The organism is Vibrio porteresiae DSM 19223 (assembly GCF_024347055.1).
GTDB lineage: Bacteria > Pseudomonadota > Gammaproteobacteria > Enterobacterales > Vibrionaceae > Vibrio > Vibrio porteresiae.
Genome location: NZ_AP024895.1, coordinates 241586 through 262336, shown reverse-complemented (window position 1 = coordinate 262336; position 20751 = coordinate 241586). Strand labels below are relative to the sequence as shown.

Annotated in this window: 15 protein-coding genes and 1 pseudogene; 7 read left to right on the top strand and 9 right to left on the bottom strand. The window is 45.1% G+C overall.

The annotated features are described in order from the left end of the window. Positions 1–47 precede the first annotated feature (47 nt). Together OCV11_RS01170 and OCV11_RS01165 are read right to left on the bottom strand one after the other, a co-directional pair. A complete protein-coding gene (locus OCV11_RS01170) occupies positions 48–1469 on the bottom strand; it encodes a sugar porter family MFS transporter (protein ID WP_261894476.1) in 1422 nt (473 codons plus the stop codon). 250 nt (positions 1470–1719) lie between these two features. Further along, positions 1720–3084 (bottom strand): ABC transporter substrate-binding protein, encoded by a 1365-nt coding sequence (locus OCV11_RS01165; protein ID WP_261894475.1) that lies wholly within the window; start codon positions 3082–3084, stop codon positions 1720–1722. Between the two features lie 191 nt (positions 3085–3275). Here OCV11_RS01165 and OCV11_RS01160 point away from each other — a divergent pair, with 191 nt between their 5' ends. Beyond that, positions 3276–4925 carry a methyl-accepting chemotaxis protein gene (locus OCV11_RS01160; RefSeq protein WP_261894473.1) on the top strand — a complete coding sequence of 550 codons (1650 nt, stop codon included), beginning with the start codon at positions 3276–3278 and terminating at the stop codon, positions 4923–4925. A 44-nt stretch (positions 4926–4969) separates the two neighbouring features. On the opposite strand, the gene zntR is transcribed toward OCV11_RS01160, so the two are convergent. Then, on the bottom strand, positions 4970–5368 hold the full coding sequence (gene zntR / locus OCV11_RS01155) for a Zn(2+)-responsive transcriptional regulator (RefSeq protein WP_261894472.1): 399 nt from the start codon (positions 5366–5368) through the stop codon (positions 4970–4972). A 21-nt stretch (positions 5369–5389) separates the two neighbouring features. Here zntR and OCV11_RS01150 point away from each other — a divergent pair. From OCV11_RS01150 to purD, 3 genes and pseudogenes are all read left to right on the top strand, one after another. After that, positions 5390–5497 (top strand): annotated as a pseudogene (locus tag OCV11_RS01150) (phosphoribosylamine--glycine ligase); the annotation flags it as partial. Between the two features lie 105 nt (positions 5498–5602). Beyond that, positions 5603–7195 (top strand): bifunctional phosphoribosylaminoimidazolecarboxamide formyltransferase/IMP cyclohydrolase, encoded by a 1593-nt coding sequence (gene purH, locus OCV11_RS01145; RefSeq protein WP_261894470.1) that lies wholly within the window; start codon positions 5603–5605, stop codon positions 7193–7195. Between the two features lie 104 nt (positions 7196–7299). Then, positions 7300–8589 carry a phosphoribosylamine--glycine ligase gene (gene purD, locus OCV11_RS01140; protein ID WP_261894468.1) on the top strand — a complete coding sequence of 430 codons (1290 nt, stop codon included), beginning with the start codon at positions 7300–7302 and terminating at the stop codon, positions 8587–8589. Between the two features lie 97 nt (positions 8590–8686). Here the strand turns inward: purD and OCV11_RS01135 are convergent, their stop codons facing one another. Both OCV11_RS01135 and hupA read right to left on the bottom strand, forming a co-directional pair. Continuing rightward, positions 8687–9379 carry a DUF1481 domain-containing protein gene (locus OCV11_RS01135; RefSeq protein ID WP_261894466.1) on the bottom strand — a complete coding sequence of 231 codons (693 nt, stop codon included), beginning with the start codon at positions 9377–9379 and terminating at the stop codon, positions 8687–8689. 50 nt (positions 9380–9429) lie between these two features. Further along, positions 9430–9702, bottom strand: a complete 273-nt coding sequence (gene hupA, locus OCV11_RS01130; RefSeq protein ID WP_068711629.1) for a nucleoid-associated protein HU-alpha — start codon at positions 9700–9702, stop codon at positions 9430–9432. Between the two features lie 447 nt (positions 9703–10149). On the opposite strand from hupA, the gene OCV11_RS01125 reads away from it, so the two are divergent. Further along, the gene (locus tag OCV11_RS01125) at positions 10150–11286 is read left to right on the top strand and encodes a CNNM domain-containing protein (protein ID WP_261894463.1); all 1137 of its coding nucleotides are present in this window, start codon (positions 10150–10152) and stop codon (positions 11284–11286) included. Positions 11287–11428: 142 nt separating this feature from the next. Here OCV11_RS01125 and OCV11_RS01120 read toward each other — a convergent pair whose 3' ends face one another. From OCV11_RS01120 to OCV11_RS01105, 4 genes are all read right to left on the bottom strand, one after another. Further along, on the bottom strand, positions 11429–13015 hold the full coding sequence (locus OCV11_RS01120) for a carboxylesterase/lipase family protein (protein ID WP_261896202.1): 1587 nt from the start codon (positions 13013–13015) through the stop codon (positions 11429–11431). A 137-nt stretch (positions 13016–13152) separates the two neighbouring features. Then, positions 13153–14724, bottom strand: a complete 1572-nt coding sequence (locus tag OCV11_RS01115) for a carbohydrate porin (RefSeq protein ID WP_261894461.1) — start codon at positions 14722–14724, stop codon at positions 13153–13155. A gap of 111 nt (positions 14725–14835) precedes the next feature. Then, complete coding sequence (locus OCV11_RS01110; protein ID WP_261894459.1) at positions 14836–16239, bottom strand: glycoside hydrolase family 1 protein; 1404 nt, start codon at positions 16237–16239, stop codon at positions 14836–14838. Between the two features lie 17 nt (positions 16240–16256). Beyond that, a complete protein-coding gene (locus OCV11_RS01105) occupies positions 16257–17678 on the bottom strand; it encodes a PTS transporter subunit EIIC (protein WP_261894457.1) in 1422 nt (473 codons plus the stop codon). 394 nt (positions 17679–18072) lie between these two features. Here OCV11_RS01105 and OCV11_RS01100 point away from each other — a divergent pair, with 394 nt between their 5' ends. Together OCV11_RS01100 and licT are read left to right on the top strand one after the other, a co-directional pair. Then, the gene (locus OCV11_RS01100) at positions 18073–19281 is read left to right on the top strand and encodes an IS4 family transposase (RefSeq protein WP_261894455.1); all 1209 of its coding nucleotides are present in this window, start codon (positions 18073–18075) and stop codon (positions 19279–19281) included. Between the two features lie 396 nt (positions 19282–19677). Beyond that, entirely contained in the window at positions 19678–20520 is an 843-nt protein-coding gene (licT, locus tag OCV11_RS01095) for a BglG family transcription antiterminator LicT (protein ID WP_261894453.1), read from the top strand. Positions 20521–20751: the final 231 nt, after the last annotated feature.

The following is a 20751-nucleotide window of genomic DNA, read 5'->3' as shown; positions in this document are numbered from 1 at the left end:
GATCGAAAAGAGCCAGAAAATTCTGGCTCTTTTTTTAACGCTACTCGTTATTGAGCATGACGCGAACGCAATGGTTGAGCATTCCCCGCTAATTGGTCATGAGGGATACCAATATCACGTAGTTTTTTACCCGCCATCAAGTTAGCTTCAATCGATTCGAGTGTTACACCTTTGGTTTCTGGAACAAACAGAATCGTCACAGCCACGAACACGATGTTAAACACGGCATACAGCCAGAAGGTTGGTGCTGTACCAATACCATTCAATAGCGACAAGAAAGTGGCGCCTAACACCATGTTAGAAATCCAGTTCATGGTGGTTGAACAAGCGATACCAAAATCACGACCTTTTAGCGGCTGAACTTCTGAACACAATACCCACACCATAGGTGCAGCACTCATCGCATAACCGCAGATACAAACGATAGAAGTCAGCACAGCAAGGTATGAGAAGTAAACTGGCGCCTCTCCGGCAAGAACAAATTTAAGCAGTAGGCCTAGGCAGAACATGCCAATCCCCATGACGGTAAAGCCAATTTTTAACGCTGGTTTACGGCCCCAACTGTCTGCCATACCAATTGCGATAAAGGTCGCAGCCACAAAAGCGACACCGACTAATACCGTACCAAACATCTGTTCCATATTGGTGGTAAAACCGGCCATTTCAAAAATCTTAGGCGCGTAGTACATCAGGATGTTCATACCCGTAAATTGCTGCATAAACTGCAGTACCAGACCTAAACCAACACTACGACGGAAGTTTTTATTCGCTTTAAACAATGCAAAACCAGATTGTTTTACTTTCAAGCTGGCCACAATTTCTTGGAATTCAGTGCTCGCTGCACGTTCGTCCATACGCAAAGAGAGCAACACTTCTTGCGCTTCTTGCACATAACCACGAGACGCTAACCAACGAGGAGAACGAGGCATGAAATAAACAGCAATAACCAACACAAGAGTGGGGATGAGTAATACGGCAAACATCATGCGCCAGTTACCAGTTTGAGCAAACCAAGTATCAGAAAGGAATGCTAACAAAATACCCACGGTCACCATCAATTGATAGGTGGCGATACGACGACCACGCACGGCTTTATCTGACATTTCAGATAGATAAAGAGGTGCAGCAAACGAAGCAATACCAATCGCAAAACCTTGAATCACGCGGAAAAACAGCATGACGTCAATATTGCTCGAGAAAGTACAACCTATGGTGCCGATGGCGAAAATGATCCCGCCCCACATCAAGCTCCGTTTACGCCCCAAACTTGCTGATAACCAGTTGTTAGAGATTGAGCCCAAAGTGGCGCCAAGCATCATGGTGCTCACAATCCATTCTTGCTGGTGAATGGTAATGCTCCACTCGTTAGTGATGAAAGGCAATGCGCCTGAAATCAGTCCGATGTCTAAGCCAAACAAAAGGCCCGCTAGAGACGCGGCGACAGAGATAAGAGTATTGTAATTAAACATTTGAGTGTTATTCCTCATGAGTAGGGTCACCCAATAATACGTACCGTCAGATCGGAAACGTTTGAGGAAATCGCACGATGACAAAGTGAGCGCTTTTATGTATTTTTTTAGCAAAAAAGTACATATAAACGGTGCATATATAACCTTTAGGACTTAGGTTTTTATCTAACCCCATGTTTTATTGTGCTTAATAAAAAAGCCCCACCAAAATAGTGCGGCTTTTCTATACATGTTTTTAACATTTCTAGGTTTATTTCACTTCGACGTTCATCATCTTTTTGTTGATGGTATCGGCCGCTTTTTGCATCCGAATTTTTACCGGCATGTCTTTTACCACGATATCTTGCAAAGCAGCTGCCCAGTCTGTCGTCGTCTCAAAAAAACGGGGTTGCGGGGTAAATTTAATACTGGTGTTATCGATGATGGTTCGAAAAGTATCTTCATACCCAGTTAATCCCTTAATCGCCGATTGCCACTGTTGGCTATCCCAAATCGATTTACGTACTGGGTTAACCACATTGGCATGAGTCGCTCCCCACAGCATGTGCTCTTGCCCAGTAAAATACTGCATGAAAATCCACGCCGCTTGTTTGTGATTAGACGCATTGGACATGGCTAACGACCAAATCCACTCATTTGCTCCCGTAACGCCATTACTAAAGACTGGGATAGGAGCAAAACCGAGATTGTCTTTCTCGGCAGCTTGTTGATCACGGCTCTGGAAATAACCAATAATATCTGCATCCAATGCCATAGCAGCCTTACCCGAACCAATATCTTTTGCCACTTGGTACCATGTGTAATCTTGCCAGTTGGCAGGACCGCTCTGTTTAATCAGATCGGTATATTTCTGGGTCACTTCAATGGCTGCAGGCGAGCCTAGCTGTGACACTAAACGCTGCTGCTTAATGGTAAAATCATGCGCTCCGTAATTGCTAAATGCGGTCATGTAACCGGGATGAATCGTAGCCCAAGACAACGTACCTCGCACCGCTACCCCGTAAGAACCAGAACCATTCCAATCTTTTAATTGCTTCGCCGTACTCATCAATTCATCAAAGGTGTACGGTACTTTGCCGCCAGCCATCGCAATCGCTCGTTTATTGTAAATTAAAACATTGGCTTCAAACCCCAAAGGCAAAGCCCATAACCTACCCGTACCAACCGGATGACCCGGAATTAAATCCCATCGGTTACCGTTAAGTACCCCTTCAAAAAAATCATCCAACACAAACTGAGGATCGGTTAAATGCCGATCCCTTAGAATGTCATCCAAACTTTGAATGTAGCCTGCAGGAGCGTAATCCCACAGTTGATAAGAGCCGGTCATAAAGACATCTGGTGGATTTTTTGAGCGTAGCGCTGCGGTCAGATCTTCAAAGTAAGTCTCTTCTGATGTCACTTTATAGTTAACCTTAATCCCGGTTAACTTCTCAAACTCCCCTAGCCTTTGAATCATCGCATCTGAATAAGGATGTTTGTTCAACATGACGTTGATCTGCTGCTGCGAAGCCTGCTGCCAATAAAACACCGAAGAGACAGCGTTAACTTGCCCCGAAAAAACCAGACTCAGCAGCGTTCCTAACGCTACCCAATAGCGACACAGCTGAAACATGAACGTCTCCTTTGCGGCCAAATGTACATAGGTGGCGCAAACTTTAGCGCCTATCGTAAGAAGAATATGTGGTCAAAAAAGTATAGTGCTCTGTTGCTAAAGTATGCAAAAAACAAATACCTCTAAGGAATTAGTAGCGAACTCAACACCTTCGACTAAAGTTGAAACTATCGATAGAGGGAGGCCACGATATGTCGTCCGGTGTGTTACGCAATTTTCCTATTGGAATAAGACAATATTTGATGATTGGGATAACCACAGTGCTACTGCTGATCCCATTCATGTTGATGCTTAGCCATTATCAAACTGACTTGATGGAGGCGAAGAAAACCAAAACTCGCCACTTAGTCGAAAGTGCCACCTCAATTCTGGTGCATTTCCACAAGCTACAAAGTGAAGGAAAGCTCACGGAAGCGGAAGCCAAACAGCAAGCGAAAAGCGTGATCAATCAATTACGCTACGACCAAAATGACTATTTTTGGATTAATGACATGACGCCAGTCATGGTGATGCATCCCATCAAACCGCAATTAGAGGGTAAAGACCTCTCTGCGATTAAAGACCCAACGGGTAAAGCGCTTTTTGTGGAAATGGTGGATGTGGCAAAACGCGCCCAAGAAGGCGTGGTGCACTACATGTGGCCCAAGCCAGGGGCTACCGTGGATATCGAAAAAGTCTCCTATATTAAACTGTTTCAACCTTGGGGATGGATTGTCGGTTCTGGCGTATATGTCGATGACGTCGATGACGTCGATGCACTGATCGCCTCTCGCACACGTACCATCTTGATTGGCCTTGGAGTGGCAGTGCTCATCATGCTGATTTTTTCCCTGCGCATCAGCTCAAGCATCGTTCGCCCTTGCCGCGATACCTTAGCCGCTCTACGTGAAATAGCGCAAGGTGATGGGGATCTGTCCCGCAAACTCAATGACGATGGCAAAGATGAGCTATCAGAAATTGCTAGCGCCTTTAACTTATTTACGAACAAGTTGCGTTCCACCATCATCGAAATAAAACCGATGGCGCAAGAGGTAACCACTTCAGCTAACGAACTGAACGGCTTAGCCCAAGACGCCTCAAGTAAAGCTCATGAGCAAAAACAATCGGTTGATGATGTATCGAATGCGATGCAAGAGTTAGTCAATAGCAATCGTGATGTCACGGATGCTGCCGAGAATGCGGCTGAGTCAGCACAAAACGCCAGTGAAAAAGGGCGCGAAGGACGGCATTTGATTGAAGAAGCTTCACACTACATGTCCGCACTTTCAAAATCCTTAACTCATACCGACACCAATACCCAAGCGTTAGCGCGTGAGACAGAAAACGTGGGATCGGTATTGGAAGTGATTCGCGGCGTAGCAGAGCAAACCAACCTCTTAGCGCTAAACGCCGCCATTGAAGCAGCACGTGCTGGCGAGCAAGGACGCGGTTTTGCGGTGGTTGCTGATGAGGTGCGTACTCTCGCGACCCGAACTCAACAAAGCACTGATGAAATTGAACAAATTGTTACGGGCTTACAACAACGCGCTAAAGAGGTGAGCCAATCAATGGAGCAGACTCAGCAGCAGTCTATTGCCACCTTGAAAAAAGCCGAAGAAGCCCAGCAAGCACTCACTATGGTCGACGACCAAATTCAAACCATCTTGAGTGTGAACGGCCAAATCGTCACGGCTATTGGTCATCAATCCAATGCGACCCATCATATGGCCGACAGCTTAAATCGCATTACGCAAATCAGTGCGCGCGCTTCTGAACGGGCGAAAAAAGTGTCGGCAGCAAGTGAAACCTTACTCAACACCGGACACAATCTCACCCAGACGATAAACAGTTTTAAAGTCTAGTTAACTGAGGCTTAATACCACAGGAGGTGTACGCCTCCTGTGCTCTATTCTAGTGCGGCCAAAATCGAGCAGTGACTTGCGTCGTCATCAATATCCCCGCAACAGGCATCATTGATTTTTCTTAAAGCGCTACGAATACGTTTTAATTCAGCAATTTTTTCATCGATCAGACTCAATTTCGCTGTCGTAATAGCTTTTACCTCAGCGCAACTGTGAATGTTGGCTTCTAAGCGAATCTCAAGCAGCTCTTTGATCTCTTCTAAACTCAATCCGACCTCTTTCGCTTTGAGAATAAAACGCACCTGTTTTTGGTTGCTTTCATCGTAAAGTCGATAGCCAGACTCACTGCGTCCAGCCGGAATAATTAGCCCATTTTTCTCATAAAATCGCAGCGTATCGGTCGAAACACCGCAACGTTTTGCCAATTCACCAATCTGAAACATGGATGCCTCATTGTTTGTTAGTTAAATTTTTCACTTGAAAAAGGTCGTTTTAGCGATTATTTTTCGCATGCCAAACGATTGCGCGAGCTTTTATGTAATAAATTAGTTAGAATACGCGCCATCAAAATTCGACGTAAGGTCCTTACCAAACACAATCCACTGTTTACACAGTTTAGGTTGAGTTGAGCAAGTATCTTTCGTCATTAACTCCAAGAATTTGAGGAAAAGGGAAGCATGAATAACGCTCGTCCAATCCGTCGCGCACTCATCAGCGTATCAGATAAAACCGGTATTGTTGAGTTTGCAAAAGCGCTTACAGAGCGCGGTGTCGACATTCTGTCTACAGGTGGCACAGCTCGCCTACTAGCAGAGCAAGGTATTGCTGTAACCGAAGTTTCTGATTACACAGGTTTTCCAGAAATGATGGATGGACGCGTAAAAACGCTTCACCCTAAAGTTCATGGTGGTGTCCTAGGCCGTCGTGGTCAAGACGACGCTATTATGGCTGAGCACGGTATCAAACCTATCGATATGGTCGTAGTGAACCTCTACCCATTTGCTCAAACAGTAGCAAAACCAGACTGCACGCTTGCAGACGCAGTGGAAAACATCGATATCGGTGGTCCAACTATGGTTCGCTCTGCAGCGAAAAACCACAAAGATGTGACTATCGTAGTGAATGCTTCTGATTACGACCGCGTTATTGCTGAAATGGACGCAAACGACAAATCTCTTACTCTAGAGACTCGTTTCGACTTAGCGATTGCTGCATTTGAACACACTGCGGCTTACGACGGTATGATCGCAAACTACTTCGGTACTATGGTTCCTTCTTACGGCGAAAACAAAGAAGGCGACGCAGAGTCTAAATTCCCTCGTACTTTCAACATGCAGTTCGAGAAAAAACAAGACATGCGTTACGGCGAAAACAGCCACCAAGCTGCGGCTTTCTACGTAGAAAGCGACGCACAAAACGGTTCTGTCTCTTCAGCTAAACAACTGCAAGGTAAAGCGCTTTCTTACAACAACATCGCTGACACTGATGCAGCGCTAGAGTGTGTGAAAGAGTTCGACGAACCAGCCTGTGTTATCGTAAAACACGCTAACCCATGTGGTGTAGCACTAGGTGCAAACATCCTAGAAGCTTACGATCGTGCATTCAAAACTGACCCAACTTCAGCCTTCGGTGGCATCATCGCGTTCAACCGCGAATTAGATGCAGCGACTGCACAAGCGATCATCGACCGTCAATTTGCGGAAGTGATCATCGCTCCTAAAGTGACTGCAGAAGCGGTTGAAGTGATTGCAGCGAAGAAAAACCTACGCCTACTTGAGTGTGGCGAATGGACTGCGCAATCGACTGGTTTTGACGTGAAACGCGTGAATGGCGGCCTGCTAGTTCAAGACCGTGACCACGGTATGGTGACTATTGACGATCTGAAAGTCGTTACCAAACGTCAACCAACTGAAGCAGAGCTAAAAGACGCTCTATTCTGCTGGAAAGTAGCAAAATTTGTTAAGTCTAACGCCATTGTATACGCCAAAGGCGACATGACTATCGGCGTTGGTGCAGGCCAAATGAGCCGCGTTTACTCTGCTAAAATTGCAGGTATCAAAGCTGCTGACGAAGGTTTGGAAGTGCAAGGCACTGTGATGGCGTCTGATGCATTCTTCCCATTCCGCGACGGTATCGATGCGGCGGCAGAAGCGGGCGTGACTTGTGTTATCCAACCTGGCGGTTCAATGCGTGATGACGAAGTTATCGCAGCAGCTGACGAACACGGCATGGCAATGGTATTTACCGGTATGCGCCACTTCCGTCACTAAGATATGCTCAACCAGTCCACTCCTGTGGGCTGGTTTATTTTTACATCCTTTAGGATGTCCTTTATCTACTCATAGAAAGTCCTCATAGTTACAAGGATTCAAAGATGAATGTATTGGTAATCGGTTCCGGTGGTCGTGAACACGCTCTAGGTTGGAAAGTTGCACAAAACCCTGATGTAGCAAAAGTTTTTATTGCTCCAGGTAATGCAGGTACCGCTCTAGAACCAAAACTAGAAAACGTGAATATCGCTGTTGAAGATATTGCAGGCTTAGTTGCTTTTGCGAAAGATAATGCGATTGAACTGACTATTGTCGGCCCAGAAGTCCCACTAGTTATTGGTGTGGTTGACGCGTTCCGTGAAGCTAATCTGCCAATCTTTGGCCCAACCAAAGGCGCTGCGCAGCTTGAAGGCTCAAAAGCGTTTACGAAAGATTTCCTTGCGCGCCACAACATTCCAACGGCGGCTTACGCGAACTTCACTGATATGGACGCAGCGCTTGCTTACGTTCGTGAACAAGGTGCACCAATCGTAGTTAAAGCTGACGGTCTTGCTGCAGGTAAAGGCGTTATCGTTGCGATGACTCTTGAAGAAGCAGAAGACGCGATCAAAGACATGCTAGCAGGCAATGCCTTTGGCGATGCAGGTAGCCGCGTGGTTATCGAAGAGTTCCTTGATGGCGAAGAAGCCAGCTTCATCGTGATGGTTGACGGTAAAAACGTTCTGCCTATGGCAACTAGCCAAGACCACAAACGTGTTGGTGACAAGGATACTGGCCCTAACACTGGCGGTATGGGTGCTTACTCTCCAGCACCTGTAGTGACTCCAGACATCCATAATCGCATTATGGAAGAAGTGATCTACCCTACTGTGCGCGGTATGGAAGCAGAAGGTCACCCTTACACTGGTTTCCTATACGCAGGTCTGATGATCGACAGCGAAGGCACACCAAAAGTGATCGAGTACAACTGCCGCTTTGGTGATCCAGAAACTCAACCTATCATGATGCGCATGCAATCAGATTTGGTTGAACTTTGCCAAGCAGCGCTAGAAGGCAAGCTAGACCAAGTAGAATCGAAATGGGATCCTCGTGCGTCTATCGGTATCGTTCTAGCGGCGGGTGGTTACCCTGGCGACTACAACAAAGGCGACGTAATCACTCTACCTACAGCTGAAGCTGAAGGTCAAAAAATCTTCCACGCAGGTACTTCTGAAAAACAAGGCAACGTTGTGACTAACGGTGGTCGTGTACTGTGTGCAACCGCACTAGGCAACACGGTTTCTGAAGCACAGCAACGTGCTTATGCGCTTGCTAAACAAGTCAGCTGGAACGGCATGTTCTACCGCAACGACATCGGCTACCGTGCGATTGCTCGTGAACAAGCAGAAAAATAATCGCTCTTTGCGATAAACAAAATTGAAAAAGCGCTGATGATTCAGCGCTTTTTTTATTTATATCTATTTTGCAGCCATTGAAATGGTCACATCCGAATTACTTAGCCAATAAATCGGGGGCTTGCATACAGTCGTGAGAACCTTCGGCTAACGTCAGCAGCGTATCGATGTAGACGGTGTCTTTGTTCACTTTACCGATAAACGCGATATAACTATCTAAGGACGCTAAGCGGTTAATAACCAAACTCGGCAAGGTGTCATTAAATTGCAGTTTTTGATATTTGGTATCGTTGCAGCTCTCGAACTCCTGCCCATTCCAAACACCTTGAATCAACTCCAAACCTTGTTTCTGCTGATCTTGAGTCACTTTAGTGGCATAACGCGCTTGTTTGACGTATTGATCGATCTGCTCGGTCGACAAAGGCAGCACCTTACCGTCCAGTCGATAACGTTGATAGATGGCTTCCCCATGGCTATCAAAACGCAGCAAGGTTTCAAAGGGGGCAACTTCCTCATTTTGTAGGCGTTCCCCTACGCGAGAAATTTCTCGTACAAAACCATCTTCCCAACGATAGGTGGTTTTGTACCAGTTATAAGCGCCTGCGACCACGTAATCCGATGCTTGCTCTGGTACGTTGTTTTTCTCAGTAAACCAATAATAACGCGCTTCATCACCAATGCGTTCACCACCAGTGTAATGATGGGTATTCACCAATTTAGGCGTTGGAATAGAAGAAGAACAGCCAGCAAGAACAGCGGCCAGAAGAAAAGGAACGATACGTAACTTCATAATTATGGCTTGAATAAAGAACGCCGGGCGAACCCGGCGTTACAGAACACTTATTTCACTGAATCTTTCAGAGCTTTACCAGCGACGAATGCTGGTACATTTGCTGCTGCGATTTGGATCTCGTCACCAGTTTTAGGGTTACGGCCAGTGCGAGCTGCACGATGATTTACTTTAAATGTACCAAAACCAATTAGTTGAACTTGGTCACCCTCTTTTAGCGCGCCTTCTACCGCACCTAGAGTAGCTTCAAGAGCAGCTTTAGCTTGAGCTTTTGATAGGTCAGCTTTCTCTGCGATAAAGTCGATCAATTGGGTCTTGTTCATTAGGTTTCCCTTCTTAAATAGGTTATCGAATTCACTTCACTCTAAAGCATAAATAGTCCGTATGGCAAAGGTTTGTCGTGCAAGATGAGTTACTCTGACGCACTTTTAACCATAATATGAGTAAGAGCTCACAATTTGTTACTCTTTGACCGGTTATTCACGCTTGTTTTGACACTAAAATGGCCTCATTTTATAGCGAGAGAGACGCTTAAATACAGAGCACAAACGGTGTTTGTCCCTGCTTTTATGGGAGTTTTTGGCAAAAAGCAACCAACTCAACCATAAAGAGAAACAGCTAAAAAGTGATACCCAAATAACTTTGTCGGTTAACGAGTGAGCAATTAAGCACCTCTGCTTTGAAGTTATTTGGTTATACTTTAACTCAGTTACAATCGGTGCATGGCAATGGGCCATCAGCTAAGATTGGACACATCATAAGGATCCACCATGTTTCTGCTTACCGTCTACATTAGTGTAGCGATTGGCGTTTCATTCATCTGTTCGGTACTTGAAGCCGTTCTACTTTGTATTACCCCAAGCTACATTGCCCAGCTACGTCAAAAAGGCGACCCAGCTGCCCAGCGCCTTACCGATCTCAAAGCGGACATTGACCGTCCACTTGCATCGATTTTAACGCTCAATACCATAGCCCACACCATAGGTGCAGCCAGTGCAGGCGCGCAAGCTGCAGTGGTATTTGGCAGTGAATGGTTAGGTGTGTTTTCTGCTGCCCTCACTTTTGGTATTTTGGTGCTGTCTGAAATATTGCCAAAAACCATCGGTGCCTCATATTGGCGCGAACTCGCTCCAACAACCGCTCGAATTCTCAAATGGATGGTGTGGTTTCTTACCCCATTTGTTTGGTTCTCACAGCAGATCACCAGCCGCTTATCACGTAAAGCGGAACATCCTAAATACCGTGAAGAGATGTCCGCTATGGCGTTACTCGCCAACGAAAGTGGTGAAATGGATGAAGGTGAGTCTCGTATTCTTAATAACTTGCTTGCGCTACAGAGCGTGCCAATTACTCATGTGATCACGCCAAGAACGGTACTGTTTCGAGTTAATGAATCCCTAACCATTGATGAGTTTCTTAAACTCCACAAAGACACCCCGTTCTCAAGGCCCTTGGTTTATAGCGAAACACGCGAAAACATCGTTGGTTTTGTCCATCGCTTAGAGCTGTTTAAACTGCAACAATCAGGGCTTGGCGGTAAAACTTTAGGTTCGGTGATGCGCCCTATCTATACGGTGCTAAAAACCTTCAGCTTGCCAAAAACCTTCGAGCAAATGATCAAACGCCGTCAGCAGCTCTCTTTAGTTGTCGATGAATACGGGACAGTGGTCGGGATTGTGACCGTAGAAGATATCTTCGAATACTTACTCGGTGAAGAGATTGTCGATGAAGCCGACAACACCATGGATATGCAAAAGCTCGCCTCAGAAAAATGGGAAGCGTGGAAGAAAACTCACGGCGTGATTGAAAGTCGTGACGATGAACCAGAAGCCGAGCCAGCTACAGATAAAACCAAACCTGAGAAACCAAAACAGCCGATATTGGAAGGCAGTGACGAGAGTCCATAACATCGAACTCATGCTGTAGGCGCACCGCGAGCTCGAGCATATTAGCCGCGGCGATTGCGCGCTAACTCCCCCTTAACACCAAGGGGGAGAACCAGATCGAGCACGCTGTGATTGTGTGTGCTTACGGCAGAAGAAACGCAGCTTATGGCTGAATCGCTTGCACCAAATCTAGACGCGCTTTCCAAGGGTCAATCATCATTTGAGTCTGCTTAACACCTTTACCTGAAAAGACCATTAAATTATCGATATTAGGATCGAAAGCATCCCACGTAGGGAGATCGGCACTATTGGGTGAACCGGTTTTTATAAAATTAACCCAGTAGTGATTCACCATTTTCGCCATCGCTTGGTCGTTCGCGGTCAGTTGATCACCATATTTCGCTTTCACTGTATTGAATGTATAAGGGATATCGGTGGCATGAAACGCCCCTGGCCACTGTGACTTCATCTCGTCTGCGACATAAGAGAAACGATAAAGATAGGCACGACCACCTTGATTCGCGGCCTGCTGAGCGACGTAACGAGCAGGTTCAACCATCAATTTGTCGCTCGCTAATGCTTGAGCTATCGCCTGTGGTGCTTTGATTCCATTGGATTCATAAGCAGCGAGGGCAGCTTGATAGTGGTCTGAGCCAAAAGCAGCGAGTGCTTCTTGCGTGGTTTTCACGACTGGAGCAAAGCCGATATCCGCATTGTTCGCGCCGACCATAATCGGCACATCCAAATTTTGACCCGCTGAATAATAGGACTGCGGCTGCTTAACCATCACTTTGCCATCAATCATTGGACCTGAATATGTGGGATTGTTCATGTTCATCATGTTCATGTCATCCACCACGCTTGATGCGGGTAAAGCTCGCAACTGAGCCAGTGCCTTACTGTCGTCCCCTTTGATGTGCCATTTCTCAGCAAAAGCGACACCATTGGCTTGAGCAGAGTGAGCAACATCGGTTAAAGGAGCATCTAGGCGTTTCGAATTTTCCCATTGTCGACCCAAACCGGATTGAATAATGGCTTGGCTAAATAATCCCTTCGCTAAAGGAGAATTGAGTAAGACATGATTAGAAAAACCACCAGCAGATTCCCCCACAATAGTTACTTTCTCAGGGTCGCCACCAAACTGCTTAATGTTCTCTTTCACCCATTTAAGCGCGGCAATTTGATCCATAAAACCATAGTTGCCTAAAGCTTCTTGCGGATGCAGTTTCCCTTCGGCCACCAATGCCGGGTGTGCAAAAAAGCCAAATCGTCCGAGGCGATAGTTAAAGCTCACCGCCACAATCCCTTGTTGAGCAAACTCACTGGCATCGTAAACAGCAGGAGATGCCCCACCATTGACAAAACCACCACCATAAATCCACACCATGACAGGTCGTAATTGCTCTGAAGCTTGAGTGGGTTTCCACACATTAAGCACCAAACAATCCTCTGCTGGTGTTGTACCTAGTGGCGCAGCATCGCTTGGAAAAGGCTTTTGCATACAGTCATGACCATATTGATTAGCTTGAAAAACACCTTTCCAAGGCGAAACAGGTTGTGGTGCACGCCAACGTAATTCGCCCACTGGCGGCTTAGCAAACGGAATTCCCTTAAACGAATCGATTTTATTCGCGCTAACACCTTCAACTTCGCCAGCAGCGGTCTGGACCACTGGCCCCGCGAATACGGCATAGCTACCAAGTGAACATAACAAACCGACAATACAACGACTGAGCAACTTCTGTTTCATCACAACGGCCCTCTTTTTTGGGGTTTAATAGGAAGACGTTTATCCTTGGCTCAAGAATAATCCATTGAAAAATAAAAACTCTCGATAAGATCTGGCAAATACAAAAAAGGGATGGCTAAGCCATCCCTTGTTGTGGATTACAGCCACCACAGTTCGGCTTGAACACCAAAGCTCCATTGATCTTTACGATTACTATCGAAGGTGAAATCAGTAATATCATTGTCTTCGGCTTTAATGTAGGTGCTGTAGAAACGAATTTCTGGACGAGATTGCAGCATACTCGTTGCCACTTTAAAGCTGTGGAACAGCGTCGCTTTATAGCCGCTCTCATCGTAGTCTTTCGAATCAATCGTGTTGGTTTGAGTAAAGTAACCTAGCTCAACACCGGTCTGGTTGTATTGGTCCCAAATATAGGCAGGACGAACCACTGCACGCATTGATTTAAAGTCCATATGATCATCATTAAGTTGATAGTCATACAGATCATCACCTTGTGCATAGACAAACGCGTGCGCCATGATCATGTTCTTATCAAAGAAGTAGTTCTCACCTTGAGTCATCACACGGAATGCATAACCATCGGTGTGGTGACCATAGTAAGAGTTGGTCCCATGACCATAATCGGCGTTTGCACCACTGATGTTGGCAAAGTTACTCGCAAATGAGTTATTCGCATACTGCAAGCTAATATCGTCAAAGCCACCGTCACCATAAGCTTGATGCAAGCGAGCACCTAGCATGTAAGCGTCTTTAATCTTGTAGTAATCACTTGAGTCTTCGGCATCATCGACACTAGAAGATTTATTTGCAAACTGGTATTTACCATCCAACTCAAGAGTTAAACCATCCGTTACTGGAATGTTCTTATAACGAACATCCAAAGTGTTGCTGTTCATATCAACATCACTATCGGTTCTGGTTTTAGTCAGATAGTCAAAGTCTTCACGCAGCAAAGCGATACTCACGTTCCCTTTACCCAACGCAAGCTTGTCAAAACCAACCCCTGCAGCAGAAGCAGCTTTGTATCCTTTCCAGTCCAGCATTTGAATTTCATACACAGGAATGGCATGACGACCGACCCAAAATTCAGCATCAGGCGCACCAGGGATAAAACCTTTGGTACGAACATACAACTCAGAGAATTGCAGATAACTGTCATCTTCACCAAATAAGCCTGATGTACGACTTTGTGTTTCGTTACCATCCAATTGAATATGTGCACTGACCTCACGGCCATTTTCCTGATATACACGCTGATTCAAGTTCAGATCGTACCAACCACCGAATTCGTTACCAAAACGACCCAATGAACCAATGGCATAAGACTCAGGAGAACCTTCTCCCCCGGTAGCCCAGCCACCACGGAAATAACCGGTGAAAGTAAAACCACTCTCCACAGGAACTTGTTTGGTATAGGTAGGCAAATCTGCTTTGTTCTGTTTACCATCATCTGCAACCGTCTGTGCGACAGATTGAGTGGCATCCAATTCCGGTGTGGTATGCGCTGTTTTAGGGTCTATCGCACTTGGATTTTGTGCGGCGAGTTGTTTGAGTAAATCCTGAGCTTGCTGTATTTGTTGCTGCAATTGTTTGATCTGCTGTTGAACAGTTAGATCTTCTGCATTTGCAGCCCCACTCAACGCTAATAATACAGCAAGACATAGGGGTTTAATTGTTCTACCACTGTTTCTATGAGTCACGCTTTTCATGATTATTATCCTTATTAGGGACGAACAAACCCACATTAAGCTCAGGAAAACTTAATGGGGGATGTTCGTTTGTAGGGTGTTAAGGTAAGGCCTTTCTGACCTTTTTATCTTTTATTCAGGTGCCGCTAAATTTGCGCCACGAGACTGAATCACGTCTTTGTACCAGTAGAAACTTTTCTTCGGTTTGCGGGCCAAAGTTCCTTCATTGTCATCGTTACGATCGACATAGATGAAACCATAACGTTTTGATAATTGAGCAGTAGAAGCGCTGACTAAATCGATAGGTCCCCAAGAGGTGTACCCCATCACTTCGACACCATCTTGAATCGCTTCACCCACTTGATATAAGTGATCATTTAGGTAAGCGATGCGGTAATCATCTTCAATGTCACCATTTGCATTTACCACGTCTTTTGCACCTAAACCGTTTTCCACAATAAATAGTGGTTTTTGGTAACGGTCATAGAGGAAGTTCAGTAGGTAGCGCAAACCGACAGGGTCGATTTGCCAGCCCCATTCCGATGCTTTTAGATAAGGGTTCGATAGCATTTGCAGCATGTTTGCATCTGCTTTCGCTGCTTCAGCTGGATCGGCACTCGCACAACCCGTCATGTAGTAGCTGAAAGAAACAAAGTCGATGGTTTCTTTGAGTGACTCTTTGTCATCTTCAGTGATGTTGAGCTCTACGCCCATCTCCTTAAATTTACGAGTCATGTAACTTGGGTAGTAACCACGAGTTTGAATATCACCAAACATCAACCATTCGCGGTTTTGTTTCAGTGTTTGCATCATGTCATTCGGGTTACAAGTCAATGGGTAAAGCATCGCCCCCAAAATCATGTTGCCGATTTGCGCATCTGGAATCATGTCATGACATAATTTCACCGCTTTCGCACTGGCAACCAATTGGTGGTGAATGGCTTGGAAACGCGTTTGTTCAGTACAATCACGAGGTAAGCCAGAACCAGTAAAGGGTTCATGTAATGTCACGTTGATTTCGTTAAACGTCAGCCAACGTTTCACACGATGACCGAAACGTTTGAATACGGTTTCGGCGTATTGAGTAAAGAAACCAATCACCTCACGACTTGCCCAACCATGGTATTTTTGCGCCAAATTCAGCGGCATTTCATAGTGGGAAAGCGTCACTAATGGGGTGATGTTGTGTTTTTCTAACTCATCAAACACTTTGTCGTAATAGGCAAGACCCGCCTCGTTTGGCTCTGCATCATTACCATTCGGGTAAATACGTGACCATGCAATAGACAGACGCAAACAGGTAAAGCCCATTTCAGAGAACAGTGCGATATCTTCTGGGTAGCGATGGTAAAAATCGATCGCCACGTCTTTGATATTGAAGTCACCCGCTTGGCGTTCTACTAGTTCGCCAAACGCGCCATGTGGTTGAACATCTGATGTAGACAGCCCTTTACCATCGGTTAAATACGCACCTTCAACCTGGTTCGCAGCAATGGCACCACCCCATAAAAATGACTTGGGAAATTGAAAACTCATACTAAAACTCCTGTTGCTTATTTTGCTGTTACACCAGCGGTGCGTTGTGAAGAATGAACGGCTTGATTTGCCGACTTATCCCGAGCAAACAGGAAGGTCAACACGGTTGCCAAGATCATGGCTAAGAAGCCGCCGCCAATAACCGCCCATACAGACACATCAACACCTGTTGGTGGAATAAATTGCGGGAAAGCCAAAACACTTGGGAAACCAAAAGAGTAGACATGCGCTTGATAGAAGCCGACCACCGCCCCACCGATTGCACCGCTGATACAGCCAATCGCGAACGGTTTTTTACGTGGTAAGTTCACCCCGTAAATAGCAGGTTCAGTGATACCAAATAGGCCTGCGATAAAGGCAGAACCAGCAATCGCTTTTGCTTTCTGATCGCGGATGTAAAGGAACACACCCAGTGCCGCCCCTGCTTGTCCAAATACAGCAGGTAGCAGCAATGGAACCATAGAGTCAGCACCTAACACGCTCAGGTTATTCATAAAAATAGGTACAAAGCCCCAATGCAAACCAAAAATAACAAAGATTTGCCAACACGCCCCCATGACGACACCAGCTATAACAGGGCTAGCACCATAAACAAATTGATATGCACTCGCTAACATTTCACTGATGTCAGTAGAGATAGGACCGATCACCAAGAAGGTCAAAGGCACCACAATCACCAAACAAATCAGTGGAGTCACGAAATTACGAATGGCACTTGGTAGCCATTGGTTGAAACGTTTTTCCAGAATCGAGCACAGCCAAGTCGCGAAAATAATAGGAATAACGGATGACGCATAATTCATGAAGGTCACAGGAATACCGAAGAAATCCAGACCTTGATAATCCGCAGCATGCGAAGCATTAAACGCGGCCATCATCGTTGGATGTACCAACGCACCACCAATCGCGAGAGACAAAAATGGATTACAACCAAACTTAGTCCCCGCTGTGTAGCCCAAAGCCAGTGGGAAGAAATAGAACAGCGAGTCACTGGTAGCAAACAAGATTTGATAAGTGCCCGATTGAGCCGTTAACCAACCACAGGCTAAAGAGAGTGCTAGCAACCCTTTTAAAATACCGGTCGCCGCCATAATGCCGATCATCGGGGTGAAAATTCCGGAGATGATGTCGATAAATACACTCAGTGCATTTTGTTTATCTTTAAGTGCATCAGCCTCTTTAGCGGCAACTAGCCCACCCATTTCAGCTTGTACGGCTTGGAATACTTGGCCTACGTGGTTACCAATCACCACTTGGAATTGACCACCACTTTCCACCGCAGCAATCACCCCATCAAGCGCTTTGACTTGCTCTTTATCAGCCTTTTCTATGCTATTCAATTTGAAACGCAGACGTGTTGCACAATGCACCAAACTTTGGACGTTTGCTTTGCCGCCCACTCCACCAAGAATCTCTTTTGCTAACTGTTCATACGCCATAGTGATTACTCTGAATGCCAAACTCAATCTCGTGGCTGCACCACACTCATGTTCAAAATATTCGTTAAAGGAACTGATTTTTGAGTAAAAAAAAACCTAGACAAAATTCCCCCACACGTTGGAAATCTTATCTAGGTTTTGCCCGCAGCAGCGGTAACAATCCTAAACTAAAAAAACATCAAATTAGTCAATAAAAAAGGACTAAAAAAAAACCCAAAAAAAAAACCTTATATCCATAACGAAACTCGATAATTTCATCATAGATATAAGGTCTTGCCTGCTAAGCACTGAGGAATCCCCTAATGATTTTGATAAAAATCATTAAGTTAAGGTAGATGCACATCTTGTCATGTGATCAAATGGTTCTGCGAAAAATCAATAACCAGACAACAAGATGTGCGAACTCGATATTTTACACGACTCTCTTTACCAATTCTGCCCTGAATTGCACTTAAAACGACTTAACAGTTTAACGCTAGCTTGCCACGCATTACTTGAATGTAAAACGCTCACTCTTACCGAGCTTGGTCGTAACCTGCCAACGAAAGCTAGAACAAAACATAACATCAAACGAATCGACCGATTGTTAGCTAATCGTCACTTGCACAAAGAGCGACTCGCGGTATACCGTTGGCATGCTAGCTTTATCTGTTCGGGTAATTCGATGCCCATTGTTCTTGTTGACTGGTCTGATATTCGTGAGCAAAAACGGCTTATGGTATTGCGAGCTTCAGTGGCGCTACAGGGCCGTTCTATTACTCTTTATGAGAAAGCGTTTCCGCTTTCAGAGCAATGTTCAAAGAAGGCTCATGACCAATTTCTAGCCGACCTTGCAAGCATTCTACCGAGTAACACTACACCGCTCATTGTCAGTGATGCAGGCTTTAAAGTGCCATGGTATAAATCCGTTGAGAAATTGGGTTGGTACTGGTTAAGTCGAGTAAGAGGGAAAGTGCAATATGCCGATATTGGCGCAGAAAACTGGCAACCTATCAGTAACTTACATGACACATCCTCAAGTCGTTCAAAGACGTTAGGCTATAAGAGGTTGACCAAGAGCAATCCAATCTCATGTCAAATTACACTGTATAAATCTCGTTCTAAAGGCCGAAAAAATCAGCGTTCGACACGGACGAATTGTCATCATCCGTCTCATAAAGTTTACTCTGCTTCGGCAAAAGAAGCATGGGTTCTTGCCACTAACTTACCCGCTGACACTCGAACGCCAAAGCAACTTGTTAGGCTCTACTCGAAGCGTATGCAGATTGAAGAAACATTCCGAGACTTGAAAAGCCCTGCGTATGGATTAGGCCTCCGTCATAGCCGAACTAGCAGCTCAGAGCGCTTTGATATCATGCTGCTAATCACCCTAATGCTTCAACTGACCTCTTGGCTTGCTGGAGTTCATGCTCAGAAACAAGGTTGGGATAAGCACTTCCAAGCGAACACTGTTAAAAATCGAAATGTACTCTCAACAGTACGCTTAGGCATGGAAGTATTGCGGCATTCTGGCTACACAATAACGAGGGAAGACTTGCTCGCAGCTGCAACCCTGCTTGCTCAAAATCTATTCAAATATGGTTGCGCCTTGGGGAAATTATGAGGGGATCCCTCAGTGCTAAGCAGTAACAATCCGCTTGTCTGGCGCAAACTGTAAAGCAACGCTTAGAGTCGGCGCAATAAAAAATATAAAAAGCTGTGATAATCATCACCAAGGTTTTTTTAGAACATCAGTATCATTTGGACATATCCAATTGATATGTATGGGTTATTTAGTAAAAGGTTATTTAAGTTCACTCGCGTAACAAAAACGAAAGAGAGCGAACTCACACTTAAACGCTTTGGTACTTGCACAGTGAAAGCGGTTTCAGTTTAATAGGCTCGTATTTGGATTGTTACTGCAAATAAGCAGGCGAAACCTAGACGATGAGAGCCTCCAGAAGCTTTCACGAGCTAGGTTTTTTTGTATCCATTCATTTAAGAATAAAAGTGCGTGATCATGCTAATTGAAAAAGTCCTAAACAATAACGTCATCATCTCCAAAGACACGGATAACAATGAAATTGTTGTCATGGGGAAAGGGCTCGGTTTTCAAATGAAGCCGGGGATGCCAATTGATCAAACGAAAGTAGAGAAGGTATTCAGCTTAGAAAGAACCAACGATGGCAACATTGATGCTCGTTACCATCAGCTCCTTGCTGAAATCCCAATCGATCTGTTGCTTGCAACAGAAACCATTGTGGAAACAGCGCAGAAAAAATTGCCCGGTGAACTGCACCCCAGTATTCGTATCTCTTTAGCGGATCACCTGTTTTTTGCTCTCGAACGTTGTGTGCAAGGTAAAGAAATTCAAAACGCCATGCTGTGGGAAATTAAAAAACTTTACCCACAAGAGTATGTATTAGGTTTGGAAGCCTTAGAGATCATCAAGAAAGCGTCTGGGATTACTTTTCCTGAAGATGAAGCTGGGTTTATCGCGCTGCACTTAGTTAATGCTCAACTGAGTGAAGACATGCACAACACCATTGGTATCACTAATCTGATTCGCGACATTATTCAGATCATCAAATACCAATTGCGCATTGAGATGGACGAAGAGAGTTTAAATTACCAACGTTTAGTGACGCATTTAAAATTTTTTGCGCACCGTTTAATGCATAGTTCATCGGTCACCAGTGATGATGACGCTCTGTTTCAATCGGTACGTTTGCAGTACCCACAATCATTTTCCTGCACACAAAAGATCTATCTCTATGTGGAAGAAAAATTCCGTCACAACATGACGCAGGAAGAGATGATGTTTTTAACTATTCACATCGAACGTTTACGACGTGCGATTTGAGGTCATACTCCGAGCGACTCACTCGGGGTATGACATGTTTCAAGGCCAAATGTTGGTGTTGAAACCAATAAGAGTATCTATTTAATTTCTACTTCTACTCTTTCTTATTTTAATGAGGATTGTTACTGGTGAAGCAGGCAAGACCCGGACTTATGAAAATCATTATGCGGCGCAACGTCATAATGGCATTCACTTACTAGGGACCTGCTTCAAGGATGCGCTTTACAGCCT

Bases quoted from the DNA above. Each gene is read 5' to 3' on its own strand.
- licT (WP_261894453.1), top strand. From the start codon at position 19,678: ATGCTAATTGAAAAAGTCCTAAACAATAACGTCATCATCTCCAAAGAC.
- OCV11_RS01100 (WP_261894455.1), top strand. From the start codon at position 18,073: ATGTGCGAACTCGATATTTTACACGACTCTCTTTACCAATTCTGCCCT.
- purH (WP_261894470.1), top strand. From the start codon at position 5,603: ATGAATAACGCTCGTCCAATCCGTCGCGCACTCATCAGCGTATCAGAT.
- OCV11_RS01110 (WP_261894459.1), bottom strand. From the start codon at position 16,239: ATGAGTTTTCAATTTCCCAAGTCATTTTTATGGGGTGGTGCCATTGCT.
- OCV11_RS01170 (WP_261894476.1), bottom strand. From the start codon at position 1,469: ATGTTTAATTACAATACTCTTATCTCTGTCGCCGCGTCTCTAGCGGGC.
- OCV11_RS01115 (WP_261894461.1), bottom strand. From the start codon at position 14,724: ATGAAAAGCGTGACTCATAGAAACAGTGGTAGAACAATTAAACCCCTA.
- OCV11_RS01120 (WP_261896202.1), bottom strand. From the start codon at position 13,015: ATGAAACAGAAGTTGCTCAGTCGTTGTATTGTCGGTTTGTTATGTTCA.
- OCV11_RS01135 (WP_261894466.1), bottom strand. From the start codon at position 9,379: ATGAAGTTACGTATCGTTCCTTTTCTTCTGGCCGCTGTTCTTGCTGGC.
- purD (WP_261894468.1), top strand. From the start codon at position 7,300: ATGAATGTATTGGTAATCGGTTCCGGTGGTCGTGAACACGCTCTAGGT.
- OCV11_RS01105 (WP_261894457.1), bottom strand. From the start codon at position 17,678: ATGGCGTATGAACAGTTAGCAAAAGAGATTCTTGGTGGAGTGGGCGGC.
- OCV11_RS01160 (WP_261894473.1), top strand. From the start codon at position 3,276: ATGTCGTCCGGTGTGTTACGCAATTTTCCTATTGGAATAAGACAATAT.
- hupA (WP_068711629.1), bottom strand. From the start codon at position 9,702: ATGAACAAGACCCAATTGATCGACTTTATCGCAGAGAAAGCTGACCTA.
- OCV11_RS01125 (WP_261894463.1), top strand. From the start codon at position 10,150: ATGTTTCTGCTTACCGTCTACATTAGTGTAGCGATTGGCGTTTCATTC.
- zntR (WP_261894472.1), bottom strand. From the start codon at position 5,368: ATGTTTCAGATTGGTGAATTGGCAAAACGTTGCGGTGTTTCGACCGAT.
- OCV11_RS01165 (WP_261894475.1), bottom strand. From the start codon at position 3,084: ATGTTTCAGCTGTGTCGCTATTGGGTAGCGTTAGGAACGCTGCTGAGT.